We start from the raw sequence: 18,131 nt of genomic DNA, 5'->3' as shown, positions 1-18,131 counted from the left end.
TTGCTCAGGGTTCCGTTCACCTCAGCGATGTCATTTCTCTGAAGCGCTGATGCCCGTGAACGTGCAAGGAAGGCTCACCGCCGCCTCCCTTGCACGTTCACGGGAATCCGTGTTTCAGAGAAACAATGAGCATGAGGTGAACGGAACTCTATCTCCGGGATAGCATGTTCTTTACCTCCGCCAGTTTACTGAAACTGAGGCGCTAACTGACTGGCATTAAGGCGAAATGCCTCCCTTTTTGTTTGCGGGATAGGCCGTAAAATAACGGACTTAAATTGCTTTTAATTGATTAATTATAAAAGGATTTCTTTGAATTAATAAAAGCAGTTTTCTGGGTGCTCCTGTAGGCTGGCGTCGTTTCGTTTCCCAGCTTTTAACCAGGTCATAACTCACGCCAACGGCGATGGCAAAATCCTGTTGGCGTAACCCTGTTGCTTCGCGGATGGCTTTAACATCAATTTCGCTAAAGGTATGTACATGTTCAGGCTTAGGTGTTTCTTCACCCTTCTCTATACGCACCATTTCTTCTGCACTGGCCAGCAAATCGGCAAATAATTCGTCTTTCATTTTGGCCTCACCACACCGGATAGCGGTGTCCTGATGATTAAAATTCCCATGATTAAATCAGCATATTGGATAAGTGCATTAAAACTCTTTTTTGCTCTTCGGTTAAATCATCCTGTTCATTTTTAGGATAGAGCAAAGCGAGATAGATTCGACCTTTGCGCGTCACGTTGTAATAAATAACCCTAATACCGCTGCGTTTGCCCATACCAGAGCGGCTCCAGCGAATTTTTCTGAATCCACCTGTACCAGCGATAGTATCTCCAGCCTCAGGGTTCTCTATAAGCGTCTCTTGAAAGGCGCGAAACTCATCGTCAGGCAAAAGTAACGGACGGCGTTTACTAAATCCTTGTAGCTCAATAAATGTGAACATAGCGCGTCCTGCGCATGGGGTTGATAGTACAGATTATAGGTGTACGGAGTACATTTTAAAAGATAGACACAATAAAAAACCCCTTATCCTCTCGGATAAGGGGCTATATAACGAATCAAAAATTACAGCTTCGGTCCGGCGCTAACCAGCGCTTCACCTGCAGGGGTATCGGTATATTTCTCGAAGTTCTCGATAAACAGTTTCGCCAGTGCATTGGCTTTTTCCTGCCACTGCTCCGGAGATGCGTAGGTATTACGCGGATCGAGAATGCGAGTGTCCACACCCGGCAGCTCGGTCGGGATAGCCAGGTCAAACATCGGCAGACGGAACGTTTCCGCGTCATCCAGCGAACCGTTCAGGATGGCGTCGATAATCGCACGGGTATCTTTGATAGAGATACGCTTGCCGGTACCGTTCCAGCCTGTGTTAACCAGATACGCCTGTGCACCTGCCGCCTGCATACGTTTCACCAGCACTTCTGCGTACTGCGTTGGGTGCAGAGACAGGAATGCTGCGCCGAAGCAGGCAGAGAAGGTTGGGGTCGGTTCGGTGACGCCGCGTTCGGTACCGGCCAGTTTGGCGGTGAAGCCAGACAGGAAGTGGTACTGTGTTTGGTCTGCCGTCAGGCGAGAAACCGGCGGCAGCACGCCAAATGCGTCGGCGGTCAGGAAGATTACTTTGGTAGCATGGCCCGCTTTTGACACCGGCTTAACGATATTATCGATGTGATAAATCGGGTAGGAAACGCGGGTATTCTCAGTTTTTGAACCATCATCGAAATCGATGGAACCATCTTCGCGCACGGTGACGTTTTCCAGCAGCGCGTCACGACGGATCGCGTTGTAGATTTCCGGCTCAGCATCTTTAGACAGTTTGATGGTCTTCGCATAGCAACCGCCTTCGAAGTTAAACACGCCGTCGTCATCCCAGCCGTGTTCGTCATCGCCAATCAGGCGACGTTTCGGGTCGGTGGACAGCGTGGTTTTACCGGTGCCGGACAGGCCAAAGAAGACTGCCACATCGCCTTTTTCCCCAACGTTTGCCGAGCAGTGCATGGAGGCAATGCCTTTCAGCGGCAGCAGGTAGTTCATTACGGAGAACATACCTTTCTTCATTTCGCCGCCGTACCAGGTACCGCCAATCAACTGGATACGCTCAGTCAGGTTGAAAGCCACGAAGTTTTCGGAGTTCAGCCCCTGCTCTTTCCACTGCGGGTTGGTGCATTTAGCGCCGTTCATCACGATGAAATCAGGTTTGAAATCAACCAGCTCTTCGTCGCTTGGGCGGATGAACATGTTTTTGACAAAATGCGCCTGCCAGGCAACTTCGGTAATGAAGCGCACGGAAAGACGGGTATCGGCGTTAGCGCCGCAGAAAGCATCAATGATAAACAGGCGCTTGCCGGAAAGTTGCTGGGTGACTAATCCTTTCAGATGCTGCCAGGTTTCCGGGGAGAGCGGTTTGTTGTCGTTCTTACCTTTACCTTTGTCGGACCACCACAGCGTGTCGCGCGTGGTGTCGTCACGGACAATGTACTTATCCTTTGGCGAACGTCCGGTAAAGATACCGGTATCAACGGCAACGGCGCCCAGATTCGTTAACACGCCACGTTCATAACCTTCCAGGTTTGGATCAAGTTCTTCCTGGAAAAGCGTGTCGTAGTCTGGATTGTAAACGATATCCTGAACGTCATTGATACCATAAGCCTTGAGATCTTGCGGGGTTAAACTGTTGTTCACACGCATTTCACTGCTCCTTAGCCAATATGTATTACCTGGAATAGTAAGGTTTTTTAGGGATTGTTAACCGCGACAAGGCTCATAGATTTACGCATCCGGGAAAATCACGGGCGACCGAATGCGCTGCGACTCCTGTCACAAAGAGGCAGATATTATGGCAGGAAACCCTTTTTTGTTGTGGAAAATGTTCTTAAAACGTTAATGGAGAGTGTTTTTGGCGGGAATCTTGTGAGTGTAATCGCATTCACGTAAGAAATGAGTGTGGGTTATACATAAACAATATCGATTCACTTCCCGTCGTCGTGGTCTGAAATCGCTCTATCAATGCTCAAAATTGTGAAGTTGATGCGATAATTAGCTTTTCCCTTCATTCTGGATACTGACATGGATGGTGCTGAAATTTCACGTACGACGCGTTGGGGCATGATATTCATCGGCCTGTTGCAGGGGACATTATGCTATCTGCTGATGACATATCTGGCGCCCCATAATGACGGCTGGCTGTTTTATGGCATGCCTGCGACGATTGCGATCACCTCGGCACTTTTGCTTACTGTTGTTTCTTTCAAACAACGCGCGCTGTGGTACTGGATGGCGCTGATCTTTGTTGTCGTGCTGGCGATGAGCGTCTGGCTAAAGTGGCAAGTCGAGGACAGTGATAAGTGGAGGCAACATGAAGTTTTTATGTTCTACGGTTGGCGCTTACTGCTGATGGCGATGCTTGCTTTGCCCTGGATTCAGTACTCGCTTCATGTCTCTCGTGAGCAGGCGCGTTACCCGCATTTTTATCGGCAATTGTGGCTTAATGCGTTGACGTTGCTGATTGTCTTTGTCGCCAACGGTTTGTTCTGGCTGGTGCTCCTGCTATGGAGCGAGATGTTTAAGCTGGTCGGTATTCCCTTCTTCAGCACGCTCTTCTTTGATACCGACTGGTTTGGCTATGTGGCCTTTGGTCTGATTACCGCACTGGCAGTGGTACTGGCCCGAACACAGTCGCGTCTGGTCACGGCGGTACAAAAATTACTGACGTTTATCGCCACCGGTCTGTTACCTCTGGTCGCGCTGTTGGCGCTGATGTTCATACTGACCTTACCCTTCACCGGGCTGGAGGCTATTTCGCAACGCGTGTCTGCGGCCGGGTTGATGTCAACGCTGACGCTGCTCCTGTTGCTGTTGATGGCAATCGTGCGTGAACCGCAAAAAGAGGCGTTACCCTATCCTGGCGCGTTACGCTACCTGATCAAATGCTCTCTGATTGTCGCGCCCATCTATATGCTGATTGCCGGTTGGTCACTGTGGGTGCGAATACAGCAGTACGGTTGGACGCCTGAGCGTTTGTATGGCGTGCTGGTAGTCGTGGTGCTGCTGGTATGGTCGTTTGGCTATCTGGCCAGCATTTTGCGCCGCGGGCGCAATCCGCTTGAGCTTCAGGGGCCGGTCATTCTTGGCGTTTCGTTGCTGGCGTTGGGGCTGTTGGTTCTGCTGTCATCGCCGGTTATTGATGCCTGGCGCATCAGCGTTAACAGCCATATGGGGCTATATCACAGCGGGAAAATTAAACCGGATCAAGTCAGCCTGTATATGTTGGATCACAGTGGAAAACCGGGGCGCGCAGCGTTGGAAGCATTACAAAAAGATGTGGCGTTTAATCAAGACAGTAAACGCAGACGCGACTTGAATTCTCTGCTGCAAGGGCGCCGGGATCCGGTTAAAGAGCTAAGCGCAACACAGTTAGTATCGAAGGTTGTGATGGCTCCGGGGAGCCAGAAGCCAGACGATGCGTTCTGGGCGTTTGTCAAAACACAGGGGTATCGCATCACCTCTTGTGCTGAGCAGAATGCGTGCGTACTGGTGAGTCAGGACCTCAATGCGGATGGTCATCCTGAGCAGGTGTTATATGCCTTTGGCGATGGGGAGAGTCTGGTCTTCGGCATGCAAAAAAACAAATGGGATTTGTTAGCTGTTGCCAGGCTACCTGAAGGATTCACTAAGGATAAATTGCTGCAGGCGGTGGCGAATCAGCAACTGGGCTCAGCCCCCAGAATCTGGCGGGATATCACTATTGATGGCAAAAGACTGCCGATGACTTATTACACCGAGTGAGTGTGTTGCCGACATCGTTTTTGCCGGATGGCAGCGCGAACGTCTTATCAGGCCTACGACAGATTTTCCGTAGGCCTGATAAGCGCCGTGCCATCAGGCAAGACAGTGATTAATGAACCTGTGGATCGGCAGGGGAGGCATTGCTGCGGATCTCAGCAATATCCATGGCGTTAAACAGATAGTGGCTACCGCAGTAATCGCAGTGCATATCGATCTCCCCTTCTTCCGCCAGAATGCTGTCCACTTCTTCGTCCGGCAACGTTTTCAGTGCGCCCGCGCAGCGTTCGCGTGAACAGGTGCATTTGAACTCAACGTCCTGCGGATCGTAGAGAGTAACCTCTTCTTCGTGGTACAGGCGCCACAGCACTTCGTTGGCAGGCAGCGTCAGCAGCTCTTCGGCTTTGATGGTTTCGGTCAGGGCTGTCAGGTGATCGAAATCATCTGCCTGCGCGTTTTGCGCCGGCATTACCTGCAGCAGCATTCCGCCAGCAGCGGGTTTGCCATCAACGTCGCCAGTGCGGATGAACAGGCGTGTCGGCAGCTGTTCAGAACGCATGAAGTAATCTTCCAGACACGCTGCCAGCGTGTCACCTTCCAGACCGACCACGCCTTGATAACGCTCGCCTTCTTCCGGGGTAATGGTGATCACCAGGTAACCGTTGCCCACCAGCGTTTTCAGATCGGCATCTTCAGGAATATCACCCTGCATGCGGGCCACACCGCGCATCTGCTGATTGTTGTTGCCGTTGATGACGGCCAGGCTCAGCGGACCATCACCCTGCAACTGCACAGTGATATCACCGGCAAATTTCAGCGTGGCGGTGAGCAGGCTGGTGGCAACCAGCAGCTCAGCCAGTACGTTTTTGACCGGTTGCGGGTAAGTATGATTTTCGAGGATCTGTTGCAGGGTTTCCGATACGGTCACCAGCTCGCCGCGCACGGCAAAGTTTTCAAACAGATAACGATGTAATTGGTCATGTTGCGGCATAATCATCTCTCTTGCAGGTGACAGTCACTCGCTGTCGCCGTGTTTAAATCGTAACAGGTCGCGGCGCTCTTTCTTGTCCGGTCGTCTGTCCGGGTGCGGCATGGTTAACGCGTTAAGTTTACGCGCCAGCGCCATTTTTTCGCGTTTTTCCACGCTTTCCGCGGTTTCTTCATACAGCGTAACGGCTTCCGTTGCCGGGCGACGCTGCTCGGTAATGGCCTTGATAATGACTGTTCGTTCGTCATTTCCCTGGCGAAGGGTGAGGGTGGCGTTCAGCTCGACAATCTTGCTTGGCTTACTGCGCTGGCCGTTGTAGTGCACCTTACCGCCTTCAACCATTTCGCGGGCTAGCGCACGCGTTTTGTAAAAGCGTGCAGCCCACAGCCATTTATCCAGCCTGACTTCAGCAGAGGGCTTTTCTTTCATGGCGTCTCCTTCACATCAGTGAGGGGATCAGTCGGCGGTAGTCATTCAGTGACGGATGGCGTGCGTACTGTTTTTCGGCGATGCCGGAGTCGGGATTGGTCACGCCGAGGCAGTAACGAATACCGTACAGAGCAGCGGCGTCGAGAATGGGTTCGCTGTCGTCAATAAACAGCGTCTTCTCTGCACTCATTCCCGTTTCTTCAGCCACAGCGTGCCATAACCGCTGATCCTCTTTGGGATAACCAAATGTGTGGGTGGAAAGTAATAAATCAAGGTGTGAGGCCAGACCGGTATGCTCAAGCTTCACCGCCAGATTATGCGGATGCGCGTTGGTGAGCAAAATGCGGCGCTTGCCGCTGGCTTTTAAGGCATCAAGAAACGGTACGGTATCTTCGCGCAAAACGGCACGCGGTCCCTGTTCCGTGGTCATGGCGCAAATATCCAGATCCAGGCACTCGCTCCAGTAATCCAGGCAATACCAGTTTAGCGTATGCTGCACGGCATGATACTGCTGACGAATATAGTCCTGAGCTTCCTGAGGAGAGATACCCTGCTTCGCGCCATAGGTTTCCGGCACCAGTTTTTGCCAGAAATAGTTATCGAATGCCAGGTCGAGCAGCGTGCCGTCCATATCTAACAACACGGTGTCGACATCCTGCCAGGCAATATTGATATGCATGGAAACTCCCCAGAAGAAAACATGATGCGCGACAGGGTAGCATATCCTGTCGCGCGAGCGTGTTATCGAATCAGGCTTTCCGGGTTGTCAATCAGTGTTGGATTCAGACAACTTTCGTAGTAGCTCTGAATTTCCGCGATGCGGGTGCGGTGACGCTGGTAGCGTCTGAATGCCTGTATGCTGTTGTAGATAGCGCATCCGAGCATGGAGAACATCAGCAGCGTCGTGCCAAGGTAGCGCCATAAACCTGAGCGGTCCGGGATACGGTGCAGTCCAATGTGCTGGGTGCCATTGGCGTCAGTCGAAATATTGGTGACGATCCCTTCCGCGCGAAACGGCGTCTGCATTAGCATCTGCGCCAGGCGCTGGAAGGCGTTCCACTGTTCCTGAGGTGGATAGTCATATAGCGAGGTCGTCGGCCACGGCTGATCGACTAGATCGCTGCCTTCATCGCTGATAATCAGGAAACCGCCAGGGGCAGGGCTATTCAGCGCCTGGGCTGCTCGCGCAGTCTCGCGTGAAATAAACGGCGCCGTAGAGGTATTCACCAGATTATCCAGTGACTCTGCGCTTACCGGACGCAGCAGCACGTTCACGCCATCCAGTTTGCCTGCGTTTGCTCGCTTCACCAGCGCGGCCCAGTCTTTACTGTTACCGAGGTTAACCAGCGCATTTTTTAAGCGCACACATTCATCTTTGGCTGCACACAGATCGGCCGTTTTCAGGACAATCTCACCAAAATCGTCCAGTAATACCATGCCGGACTTTTGGATTGCTGAGCGTAGCGATGCGCTGACGCGAGAGTCATCGTCAGGTTTGGGATGCAACTGACGGCTCACGGCCTGCGTGAGCGCGGTAGCCTTATTCACCAGGTCAGACTCAGGCAGCGGCAATGCGCGCGCGTCATTCCAGATAATTTGCGAGCAATCGAAAGGCATAAACGGCGTGGCAGGCTGCGCATTCCAGCTTCCTTGGGTATGAATGTTACACATACCCGTACCACTCAGGTGCAGCGTGTCACCCACGCGAACGCCCGCGTTTTCGAGCTGTTTAACGCTGGTGGCTTCGATAGTTTGCGCGCCCTTCATCCAGGAGAGCGTGACCTTTATCGGCATATCCAGCGGGATCCAAAACAGCAGCATCAGCAGTACCAGCAACGAGCCGCCTGCGATGACGGCGTTGCGCAGCCAGTGCTGTAACGGGAAGTTTTTCACTTCATCGTGCAGAGATAAAAAACGCCCCTGGCGGGCAACGTGGCGATCGAGATAAATATCGATATCCGTTTGCTGGCCAAGGTCTTGGGCGATGTAAGGTTGCCAGTGAGGTGGGTAGATCAGATCAATAATACCCAGCGAGATATTATTAATTTGTTCCTGGTCGTTTTCGCCAAATAACCCCCAGCGACGTGGCGTACCGCGCAGACAATGAATTTCCCGCAGGGCGCTTTTGGACGGCGGGGCGAACAATCCCCACAGACCCGCAGCTAACAGCAACACCGCGCCACCAACTGCCCACGGAACAAACGTATTCGGGATAACCAAACAGAAAAAGAACAGCAGGAATGAGGCGGTTATCAGTAACGCCTCGCGCAATCCCGAAGGGCGGCTGAGCGCATATTCTTCATGGGTTTCCTGGCGAATATTCAGCAGTTCAATCTGCTCACTTTCTTCACCACGAATGGACGCCTGGGTAGAAGCGGTGTGCTGTAACGCATAACCTCGCGCTTCCTGCATATATTCCTGCAGCGTATGGCCGTTCAACGAGATAACCAGCGGTATCGTATTGGTGTGGATTATCTCAACGCTGTTTTCGTCGTTGATGTATTGTTCCCAGAAAGGGGGAAGATGTACCTCAACGGAATCAAGATAGTAGCGCCATTTGTTAGGATCGTCGGTGGTAATGCCGTAACGTGTAATCGAACGAGTAAGCACGATGACGCTATTACTTTGGGCATTCAACGTTAATGAGACCGGTGCAGCACTGGCTCCTGTGGGACCGGGTACTTGCTGAATTTGACTAAGGCTTTCGAGATAGTTTTCGACTGCGCTGCGTTCTTCAGGTGTGAGTTTACGTTTCGAGGCGTCTGAGAAGACGCTGCTCAAGGGTAAATTTTTCTGCCTGGATTTTGATTTGAGTAGCCATCCTGCAAGCAATGAGCAGGCCAGCAAAGCAGCTAAAAAAATCAGAATGGTGCTCATGCTTTCCCCATCTTACTTAGTCTGTCAGGCGTGGTCAGTCGCACCCTGTTCAATATTCGTGATTCTGTGGTTGGCTATCGGCAAGTGTGGAGTCGAACTTGAGCATCTTTAAGTACAGCCCAGTAAATGCGAATCATAGCAAAATCACCAAAAATGGAATATCAGCAAATTCCTGGAGTTATTTCAACCTATTGACTTTTAATTTGAAATAGGGATTAACTTTTAGTACGTTACATAAATGTAAATAAACGGCAATTCACATTGCCGAAACCGTGCGGTATATCGCACAATAACCCCAGATTTCACAGCAAAGATCCTCACAATGAGCAAATCATTACAGAAACCCACGATTTTGAAAGTGGAAACCATCGCCCAATCCCGGCTGTTTAAGGTCGAAAGCGTGGACCTTGAGTTCAGCAATGGCGTACGCCGCGTTTATGAACGTATGCGTCCATCCACGCGTGAAGCGGTAATGATTGTGCCGATTGTTGACGACCATCTGATCCTTATTCGCGAATACGCGGTCGGGACCGAGTCCTACGAACTGGGTTTTTCCAAGGGATTAATCGATCCTGGCGAAAGCGTGTTTGAGGCGGCGAATCGGGAGCTGAAAGAAGAGGTGGGGTTTGGCGCAAAAGATCTGACGTTTTTAAAGAAACTCAGCATGGCGCCATCTTATTTCTCCAGCAAGATGAACATCGTGGTGGCAGAGGACTTATATCCTGAATCGCTGGAGGGTGATGAACCTGAGCCATTACCGCAGGTGCGCTGGCCGCTGGCGCATTTGATGGACCTGTTGGAAGACCCTGATTTTCACGAAGCGCGTAATGTCAGTGCGCTGTTCCTCGTACGCGAATGGCTGAAAGGGCAGGGACGGCTTTAATTACGATTGCCAACTGATACCTTATCCAGCCTACAAAATTCCGGAAGATCAAATAATTGTACCGAAATTGTAGGCCGGATAAGCGAAGCGCCATCCGGCAATCGATCAGAACAGTTCGTGTGTCTCACCATTATCGATAATGGTTGTCCCCACCTCATGCACCGCCTGTTGCGTCGGCTGAGTGCCTTCAATGAAGTACTCTGCGCGGCTATTGCCACCGCTCGCCAGTTGTCCTGTGCTGCGATCGATATTGACCGTCACGATACCCGGCGGTGGCGTCAGTGGCTGTTCAGGCACACCTTCCAGCACGGATTTCATGTAAGCATCCCATGCAGGCTGCGCACTCTTCGCACCGCCTTCGTAGCCGGAGATTTGGTCTTTGATCGCGCCGGAAGCCGTTGTATGACCAAGGTTGCGGCGATGGTCATCAAAGCCGATCCATACCGACGTTACTACCCCTGGTCCGTAACCGGAGAACCACGCATCTTTAGAGCTGTTGGTAGTCCCGGTTTTCCCGCCGATATCATGACGCTGTAAATCGCGACCTGCGCGCCAACCGGTTCCCATCCAGCCTGGTTCACCAAAGATATTGGTGTTCAGCGCGCTTTTAATCAGGAAGGCCAGCGGCGTGTTGATCACGTGCGGAGCGTACTCTTGTGTTCCGCTTTGCGCGACCAGTGCCTGGTTCGCCTGCTCAAGCTGCGGCATAGGCACGGCGGCATTCTGCTGTTCCTGCGAGACGGCGACATCTTCTACGTTACTGTTTTCCAGCACGTTAGATTTCTGGGTATCGCCATAAATCACCGGAATATCGCATTCCGGGCAGGCAATTTTCGGCTTCGCTTCGAAGATAACGCCGCCCATATCGCTTTCGATCTTACTGATGAAATACGGATCGACCAGGAAGCCGCCATTAGACATCACCGCGTAACCGCGCGCCACCTGCAACGGCGTGAACGAAGCCGAACCCAGCGCCAGTGACTCGGTATGGACAATGTTCTGTGCCGGGAAACCGAAACGTTGCAGATACTCTGCCGCGTAATCCACGCCCATGGCGCGCATGGCGCGTACCATGACTACGTTTTTCGACTGACCCAGCCCCTGACGTAAGCGGATAGGACCGGCGTACTGCGGCGGGGAGTTTTTCGGCTGCCAGTCGGAACCAGCACCGGCATCCCAGCGGGAGATTGGCACGTCGTTGAGCATGCTCGCCAGCGTCAGACCTTTATCCATTGCGGCGGTATACAGGAATGGCTTGATGTTGGAGCCCACCTGGCGTAACGCCTGGGTTGCACGGTTAAACTTGCTCTGGTTGAAGTCAAAACCACCAACCAGCGCCAGCACCGCGCCGTTTTGCGGATTGATGGAGACCAGGGCTGAGTTGACGTCCGGCACTTGCGCCAGCCACCAGGCATCTCCCACCTGGCGTACCCAGATTTGCTGGCCAGTCTGTACTACGTCGGTCACTTTACGCGGCGTTGGGCCTTGTTGAGTATCCGAACGGTAAGGACGCGCCCAGCGCATACCATCCATCCGTAATGACACTGATGTACCATCCGCCAGCGCGGCAATGGCTTCCTGTGGATTGGCGCTGGTAACAACCGCCGGCAGCAGGGGGCCATAAGTCGGCAGCGCTTTCAGCGTATCGGTAATTTTCTTGCTGTCCCAACTGCTTTCGCCCACTTTCCATAGCACGTTCGACGGGCCGCGGTAGCCGTGGCGCATGTCGTAATCCATCACGTTGTTACGTACTGCCTGCTGAGCTGCCTGCTGTACTTTGCGCGTAATGGTGGTGGTGATGCGATACCCGTCTTCATAGGCTTTCTCGCCATAACGGTTATACATCTCCTGGCGCACCATTTCAGACAGATACGGTGCAGAGAAAGCGATTTCCGGCGCGTGGTAGTTGGCGTCAATGGCCTCGCCGCGTGCCTGATCGTACTGGGCTTGCGTGATGTAGTTTTCGCTCAACATACGCGACAGTACAACGTTACGTCGCGCGGTTGCACGGTCCATCGAATAGAGCGGGTTGAAGGTTGACGGCGCTTTTGGCAGACCGGCAATCACCGCAATTTCACTTAAGCTGAGTTGATCCACCGTCTTACCGAAATAGACCTGCGCGGCAGCACCCACGCCATAGGCGCGATACCCCAGATAGATCTTGTTCAGATACAGTTCGAGGATCTCATCTTTACTCAGCAGTTGTTCAATGCGGATCGCCAGGAACACTTCTTTGATCTTACGCATCAGCGTACGTTCCGGGCTCAGGAAGAAGTTTCTCGCCAACTGTTGGGTAATGGTACTCGCCCCTTGCGACGCGTGACCAGAGAACAATGCGACGCTGGCCGCACGGAAGATCCCCACCGGGTCTACCCCATGGTGCTCATAAAAGCGGCTGTCTTCTGTGGCGATAAAGGCTTTAACCATTACCGGCGGCATCTGATCCAGCGTGACCGGGATTCGACGTTTCTCGCCATATTGCGCGATTAGCTCGCCGTCAGCGCTGTAAACCTGCATCGGGATCTGTAAACGCACATCTTTGAGCGTCGCGACATCAGGCAATTGCGGCTCAATATAGCGATAGAGGCCATAAATCGAGCCTGCTCCCAGCAGGATGCAACATACTGCAAGGATTAATAAATACTTTACGAACTTCACTGGAGATTTCCCATTTAGTGGCATTTGGGCAGTTTATAAACAAACGCGCGGTAGTATAAAGGCAAGCCAGACGCATTGATATACCCGTTAAAGCGACGGGTGATAAGGAGATCATCAGCAATGGCTTTCAATATCTGGAAAATTGGTCTGCATATTCAGCAACATGAAGTGCTGGCTGTCGCTATCGTTCGCGAAGCATCAGGTTGGTATCTGCAACGCTGGTGGCGTATACCGCTGACGCCTCAGGTTATCGTCGATGGCCACATTCCCGAGCCTGAACAGCTGGTCGCCGCGCTACTGCCGTGGAGCCGGGAGCTCCCTCGCCGACACCATATTCATCTCTCTTTTCCCGCCAACAGGACGTTACAAAAAAAGTTTCCTCGTCCGACAATGACGTTACGCGAGCCAGAGCAAACCGCATGGTTGTCCGGTTCGATGGCGCGTGAACTCGATATGGCGCCGGATGCGCTGCATTTTGATTATAGCGAAGACACGTTGAGCCCGGCATTTAACGTCACTGCTGCGCAAAGCAAAGAGATTTCAGCGCTTCTGACGCTTATCCAAACCCTGAAGGTGCAGGTTACGGCGATTACACCGGATGCCAGCGCATTACAGCGATTTATGCCCTACCTGCCCGAACATCATCAGTGTCTGGCATGGCGTGATGACGCCCAGTGGCTATGGGCGACCCGTTCGGCATGGGGACGTAAATCAACAGGCGATATTGACAGTATCGATGAGCTTGCCACGACATTGTCGCTTCCCACGACAGCCATTGCGCTATGCGGTCCCGGCGGCTTCGATCCGTTAAGCGTGGTGTCTGTACGCCAGCCGCCAATTCCAACGCCAGGCCATCGCTTCGCCATTGCTCTGGGACTCGCTATGGGAGGCGCGTACCGATGATAGCGACCATTAATCTTCTGCCCTGGCGTCAGACTCGGCGTTACGCTTGCCTGCGCTTCTGGGGCATCTTATTTAGCGCTTCGCTACTGCTTAGTATTGGCGTGTTGTTGCGCTACTACAGCGTGTTGAGTGTAGAAAATCGGGCTGAATTGTTGCTGGCAGATGCCGAAAAGACGCGTGTCGAGGCCTTAATGGCGCTAAAGCCGCGTATGCAGCAGCGCCAGCAACGATGGCAACAGGTGCAGGCACGGAACAAACAGCGTGAGCAGACCCGAAGCTGGCAGTCGGTATTGCAAGAGCTGGCGGAATTACTGCCTGAGCAGGCGTGGTTAACAAAAATGACCTGGCAACAGGACACGCTGGAACTGACGGGAAACACGCTGAACTTTGCCGCGCTGAAGACTCTGGAAGCGCAATTACGCCAGCAGCCATTATTTCAGTTGAGCAGCTCCGGTGAAACGCAGCAGGATGCGCAGGGACGCTGGCAATTCCACTATCGACTGACACGGAGCGGTGCGCATGATAACGCTCTGTGATGTCTGGTTAGCGCAGTCGCCGCGCTTTCGACTCATCTGCTGGTGCGGCTGGATGTTGGGGCTACTCATACTGGTGACGTTATGTCTTTATCCCGTAGCGCGGGAGCGGACGATGCAACGCGAGACGCTGGTCCAGCAACGGGCAGCTATTCAGATGCAATGGCGAGATGTCTATCTGTTAGCGGCATCACCAGCAGAGCCGGAAGAGAAACTGACCCTGTTCTCTCCACTACTGTTTCAGACTTCACTTACTCGTCTTATCCACTGGCAACCCTCTGCGCAAGGCGGAGAGATGGCGCTGATATCGGCCTGGGATGCTATCCCGCAGACGTTTGTCCAGTTGGCGGATCAGGGGATGAACGTCAGCCGATTTTCGCTTAGCGCAGAAGACACGGAGCTGCTGCTAACGCTACAGCTGGAGCGTCTGAATGACGGTTGAACGCTGGCTGTTGATATGCGTAAGCGTACTGATGCTCACCGGTATGCGTAATCCCTTCCTGCCGCCGGAGGACCGTTGCCAAATTGCTGAGCTGTCGACATGGCGTTTTCAGGGCATGGTGAGCCAGGGCACGCGACCCATTGGCATCGTTCAGGATAGCCAGAAAAAATGGCGGCGGGTTAAGCCAAATGACGTCCTGAAAAACGGTTGGACGATTACGCAGATAACGGCCCAGAACATAACCCTCGACACAGAAAAAAACTGCGAACCGCCGCGGTGGCAGTGGCAACGACAAGGAGCGGTAAATGAAGCGATGGATAGCGTGGATAGTAATAGCGCTGGTGGTCGGGATAACGAGCGCGCTGGCGACGAAACCGCAAAACGTGACGCTGGTGGTCGATGATGTGCCGGTTACTCAGGTATTGCAGGCGCTGGCTGAACAGGAACAGAAAAACCTGGTGGTTTCGCCAGATGTCAGCGGTGTGCTGTCGCTGCATTTGACGGATGTCCCCTGGAAGCAGGCATTGCAGACGGTGGTAAAAAGTGCCGGACTGGTATTACGCCAGGAGGGAAACATCCTGCATGTACATTCTGTTCAATGGCAGAGTGAAAATGCGGCCCGCCAGGACAATGAACAGGCGCGGATTCAGGCCAGTATGCCGCTGGAGCAGCGCAGCATTATTTTGCACTATGCCGATGCTGCCGAGCTGGCAAAAGCAGGAGAAAAGCTGCTCAGTGCCAAGGGAAGCATGACGGTGGATAAACGGACCAACCGCTTACTGCTGCGTGATAATAGCGTTGCGCTTAACACCCTGGAAAAGTGGGTATCGGAAATGGATTTGCCGGTTGCCCAGGTCGAACTGGCGGCGCATATCGTGACTATTAATGAAAAAAGTTTGCGCGAGCTGGGAGTGAAGTGGTCGCTGGCTGACGCACAACACTCGGGGGCGGTTGGGAATGTCACGACGCTCGCCAGCGACCTTTCTGTAGCCACCGCCACATCCCGTGTGGGATTTAACATTGGCCGTATTAACGGTCGTTTACTGGAACTGGAGTTGTCTGCGCTGGAGCAAAAACAGCAGTTGGATATCATCGCCAGTCCACGATTACTGGCATCTCACCTGCAACCTGCCAGTATTAAGCAGGGCAGTGAGATCCCTTATCAGGTCTCCAGCGGTGAAAGCGGTGCGACATCCGTCGAGTTCAAGGAAGCGGTACTGGGGATGGAGGTAACACCAACGGTGTTGCAGAAAGGGAGAATCAGGCTGAAACTGCATATCAGCCAGAATGTTCCCGGACAGGTTCTACAGCAGGCAGATGGCGAAGTGCTGGCTATCGACAAGCAGGAGATTGAAACGCAGGTCGAGGTAAAAAGCGGCGAGACGATTGCGCTTGGCGGGATTTTTTCACATAAGAATAAATTTGCAGCCGACAGCGTGCCGCTATTAGGCGACATTCCCTGGCTTGGCTCTCTTTTTCGCCATGATGGTAAAGAAGACGAACGGCGCGAATTAGTGGTCTTTATTACGCCCAGACTGGTTTCAACGGAATAACTTATGCATGAAAAGCCGTTGTTTTTGCACTGAACACGTTTCAGGGATTTGACGTGAGGGTGTATTTAGCATACAAGGAGTACCGATTTGAGCGTCGGTACTTTTCTTTACTTATGCGGCAGTGAATACGCTTTGCCTTTCCGGTGGTGTGCCATAGGCTTATTGGGTGTCATTTGACTGCGCGATACGTCGCCAGGTCTGATGTTTGCAGGGTAGCATGCCTGCCACGACCAGAAATGCGTTAGGTTTGGTGATTTATTCAGTTGCCAAACCCGCTTGAGTATTGAGATAATTTTCAGTCTGACTCTCGCAATATCTTATGAGGTTTCAGTTCATGTCCTGCTGCGCTGGGTGTCTGCGAAGCGGGTTTACCATTAACGAATAGTCTTAGTAGTACCGAAAAAATGGCAGAGAAACGCAATATCTTTCTGGTTGGGCCTATGGGTGCCGGAAAAAGCACTATTGGGCGCCAGTTAGCTCAACAACTCAATATGGAATTTTACGATTCTGATCAAGAGATTGAGAAACGAACCGGAGCTGATGTGGGCTGGGTCTTCGATGTAGAAGGTGAAGACGGCTTCCGTGATCGCGAAGAAAAAGTCATCAACGAGTTGACGGAAAAACAGGGTATTGTGCTGGCAACTGGCGGTGGCTCTGTAAAATCACGTGAAACACGTAACCGTCTTTCCGCGCGTGGCGTCGTGGTCTATCTTGAAACGACAATTGAAAAACAACTTGCACGTACTCAACGTGACAAGAAACGCCCGCTGCTGCAGGTAGAATCACCGCCTCGTGAAGTTCTGGAAGCGTTGGCTGACGAACGCAATCCTCTGTACGAAGAGATTGCTGACGTGACCATTCGCACCGACGATCAGAGCGCAAAAGTCGTAGCAAACCAGATTATTCATATGTTGGAAAGCAACTAATTCTGGCTGAATACACACTCGTCTGCGGGTACAAGTAACTAAGGTGGATGTCGCGTAATGGAGAGGATCACAGTCACTCTCGGGGAACGTAGTTACCCTATCACCATCGCGGCTGGTTTGTTCAATGAGCCAGCTTCATTCTTACCGCTGAAATCGGGCGATCAGGTTATGTTGGTGACCAACGAAACCCTGGCTCCCCTTTATCTCGATAAGGTTCGCGGCGTACTTGAACAGGCGGGTGTTAACGTTGATAGCGTTATCCTTCCCGATGGCGAGCAGTATAAAAGCCTGACGGTTCTGGATACGGTTTTCACCGCGTTACTGCAAAAACCGCATGGTCGTGATACCACGTTAGTTGCCCTTGGCGGCGGCGTGATTGGCGATCTGACCGGTTTTGCGGCAGCCAGCTATCAACGTGGTGTTCGTTTTATTCAAGTCCCGACAACTCTGTTGTCGCAGGTCGACTCCTCCGTTGGCGGCAAAACCGCCGTAAACCATCCCCTCGGTAAAAACATGATTGGCGCGTTTTACCAACCGGCCTCCGTGGTGGTGGATCTCGATTGTCTGAAAACGCTTCCTGCGCGTGAGCTGGCATCGGGGCTGGCGGAAGTGATCAAATACGGCATCATTCTTGACGGCGAATTTTTCAGCTGGCTGGAAGACAATCTGGATGCGTTACTGCGTCTGGATGGTCCGGCAATGGCGTACTGTATCCGTCGTTGTTGTGAGCTGAAAGCAGAAGTTGTCGCAGCAGACGAGCGTGAAATGGGCTTACGTGCTTTACTGAATCTGGGACACACGTTTGGCCATGCGATCGAAGCTGAAATGGGTTATGGCAATTGGTTACATGGTGAAGCAGTCGCAGCAGGTATGGTAATGGCTGCCCGTACGTCAGAACGTTTGGGTCAGTTCACCTCCGCTGATACGCAGCGCATCATTACGCTGTTACAGCGAGCAGGCTTACCGGTGAATGGGCCGCGTGAAATGTCCACCGAGGCTTATCTGCCGCACATGCTGCGAGATAAAAAAGTGTTAGCGGGAGAGATTCGTTTGGTGCTTCCGCGAGCGATAGGGAAGAGTGAAGTGCGCGGCGGAGTGTCGCACGAGGTGGTTCTTAACGCTATTGCTGATTGCCAGCAGGCGTAACAACAAGAAAGGTCAGG

The 18,131-nt window shown here is 52.5% G+C and carries 17 protein-coding genes; 9 read left to right on the top strand and 8 right to left on the bottom strand.

Annotated elements, in window-relative coordinates:
* Positions 1-270 precede the first annotated feature (270 nt).
* The 3 genes from nadS to pckA form a co-directional block, all read right to left on the bottom strand.
* Positions 271-567, bottom strand: a complete 297-nt coding sequence (nadS, locus tag OGX96_RS05665; protein ID WP_048236945.1) for a NadS family protein — start codon at positions 565-567, stop codon at positions 271-273.
* Between the two features lie 52 nt (positions 568-619).
* Positions 620-937 (bottom strand): type II toxin-antitoxin system RelE/ParE family toxin, encoded by a 318-nt coding sequence (locus OGX96_RS05660; RefSeq protein ID WP_047408175.1) that lies wholly within the window; start codon positions 935-937, stop codon positions 620-622.
* 122 nt (positions 938-1,059) lie between these two features.
* A complete protein-coding gene (gene pckA / locus OGX96_RS05655; protein WP_003023529.1) occupies positions 1,060-2,682 on the bottom strand; it encodes a phosphoenolpyruvate carboxykinase (ATP) in 1,623 nt (540 codons plus the stop codon).
* A 378-nt stretch (positions 2,683-3,060) separates the two neighbouring features.
* Between pckA and OGX96_RS05650 the strand changes: the two genes are divergently transcribed.
* Positions 3,061-4,779 (top strand): DUF4153 domain-containing protein, encoded by a 1,719-nt coding sequence (locus OGX96_RS05650; protein ID WP_198802899.1) that lies wholly within the window; start codon positions 3,061-3,063, stop codon positions 4,777-4,779.
* Between the two features lie 109 nt (positions 4,780-4,888).
* Here the strand turns inward: OGX96_RS05650 and hslO are convergent, their stop codons facing one another.
* The 4 genes from hslO to igaA form a co-directional block, all read right to left on the bottom strand.
* A complete protein-coding gene (hslO, locus tag OGX96_RS05645) occupies positions 4,889-5,767 on the bottom strand; it encodes an Hsp33 family molecular chaperone HslO (protein WP_003023531.1) in 879 nt (292 codons plus the stop codon).
* A gap of 24 nt (positions 5,768-5,791) precedes the next feature.
* Positions 5,792-6,193 (bottom strand): ribosome-associated heat shock protein Hsp15, encoded by a 402-nt coding sequence (hslR, locus tag OGX96_RS05640; RefSeq protein WP_003837900.1) that lies wholly within the window; start codon positions 6,191-6,193, stop codon positions 5,792-5,794.
* A 10-nt stretch (positions 6,194-6,203) separates the two neighbouring features.
* Positions 6,204-6,872, bottom strand: a complete 669-nt coding sequence (yrfG, locus tag OGX96_RS05635) for a GMP/IMP nucleotidase (RefSeq protein ID WP_003023533.1) — start codon at positions 6,870-6,872, stop codon at positions 6,204-6,206.
* Positions 6,873-6,934: 62 nt separating this feature from the next.
* Complete coding sequence (gene igaA / locus OGX96_RS05630) at positions 6,935-9,070, bottom strand: intracellular growth attenuator protein IgaA (protein WP_032945218.1); 2,136 nt, start codon at positions 9,068-9,070, stop codon at positions 6,935-6,937.
* A 322-nt stretch (positions 9,071-9,392) separates the two neighbouring features.
* Here igaA and nudE point away from each other — a divergent pair, with 322 nt between their 5' ends.
* Positions 9,393-9,953, top strand: a complete 561-nt coding sequence (gene nudE, locus OGX96_RS05625) for an ADP compounds hydrolase NudE (protein ID WP_048236942.1) — start codon at positions 9,393-9,395, stop codon at positions 9,951-9,953.
* 105 nt (positions 9,954-10,058) lie between these two features.
* On the opposite strand, the gene mrcA is transcribed toward nudE, so the two are convergent.
* Entirely contained in the window at positions 10,059-12,611 is a 2,553-nt protein-coding gene (gene mrcA, locus OGX96_RS05620; RefSeq protein ID WP_003827669.1) for a peptidoglycan glycosyltransferase/peptidoglycan DD-transpeptidase MrcA, read from the bottom strand.
* Between the two features lie 120 nt (positions 12,612-12,731).
* On the opposite strand from mrcA, the gene OGX96_RS05615 reads away from it, so the two are divergent.
* From OGX96_RS05615 to aroB, 7 genes are all read left to right on the top strand, one after another.
* A complete protein-coding gene (locus OGX96_RS05615; protein ID WP_286582398.1) occupies positions 12,732-13,514 on the top strand; it encodes a type IV pilus biogenesis protein PilM in 783 nt (260 codons plus the stop codon).
* Complete coding sequence (locus tag OGX96_RS05610; protein ID WP_286582396.1) at positions 13,511-14,050, top strand: PilN domain-containing protein; 540 nt, start codon at positions 13,511-13,513, stop codon at positions 14,048-14,050. Before OGX96_RS05615 ends, OGX96_RS05610 begins: the two co-directional genes overlap by 4 nt.
* Positions 14,034-14,489 carry a HofO family protein gene (locus OGX96_RS05605; protein ID WP_032945211.1) on the top strand — a complete coding sequence of 152 codons (456 nt, stop codon included), beginning with the start codon at positions 14,034-14,036 and terminating at the stop codon, positions 14,487-14,489. Before OGX96_RS05610 ends, OGX96_RS05605 begins: the two co-directional genes overlap by 17 nt.
* Complete coding sequence (locus OGX96_RS05600; protein WP_048215406.1) at positions 14,479-14,892, top strand: HofP DNA utilization family protein; 414 nt, start codon at positions 14,479-14,481, stop codon at positions 14,890-14,892. Before OGX96_RS05605 ends, OGX96_RS05600 begins: the two co-directional genes overlap by 11 nt.
* On the top strand, positions 14,795-16,042 hold the full coding sequence (gene hofQ, locus OGX96_RS05595) for a DNA uptake porin HofQ (protein ID WP_286582393.1): 1,248 nt from the start codon (positions 14,795-14,797) through the stop codon (positions 16,040-16,042). Before OGX96_RS05600 ends, hofQ begins: the two co-directional genes overlap by 98 nt.
* Positions 16,043-16,446: 404 nt before the next feature.
* Positions 16,447-16,968 carry a shikimate kinase AroK gene (gene aroK / locus OGX96_RS05590; RefSeq protein WP_003023552.1) on the top strand — a complete coding sequence of 174 codons (522 nt, stop codon included), beginning with the start codon at positions 16,447-16,449 and terminating at the stop codon, positions 16,966-16,968.
* A 57-nt stretch (positions 16,969-17,025) separates the two neighbouring features.
* Complete coding sequence (aroB, locus tag OGX96_RS05585) at positions 17,026-18,114, top strand: 3-dehydroquinate synthase (protein ID WP_003827681.1); 1,089 nt, start codon at positions 17,026-17,028, stop codon at positions 18,112-18,114.
* Positions 18,115-18,131: the final 17 nt, after the last annotated feature.

Origin of the sequence: Citrobacter sp. Cpo100 (genome assembly GCF_030332595.1) — a bacterium.
GTDB classification, from domain to species: domain Bacteria; phylum Pseudomonadota; class Gammaproteobacteria; order Enterobacterales; family Enterobacteriaceae; genus Citrobacter; species Citrobacter portucalensis.
This window is presented reverse-complemented; position numbering and strand designations above follow the sequence as displayed.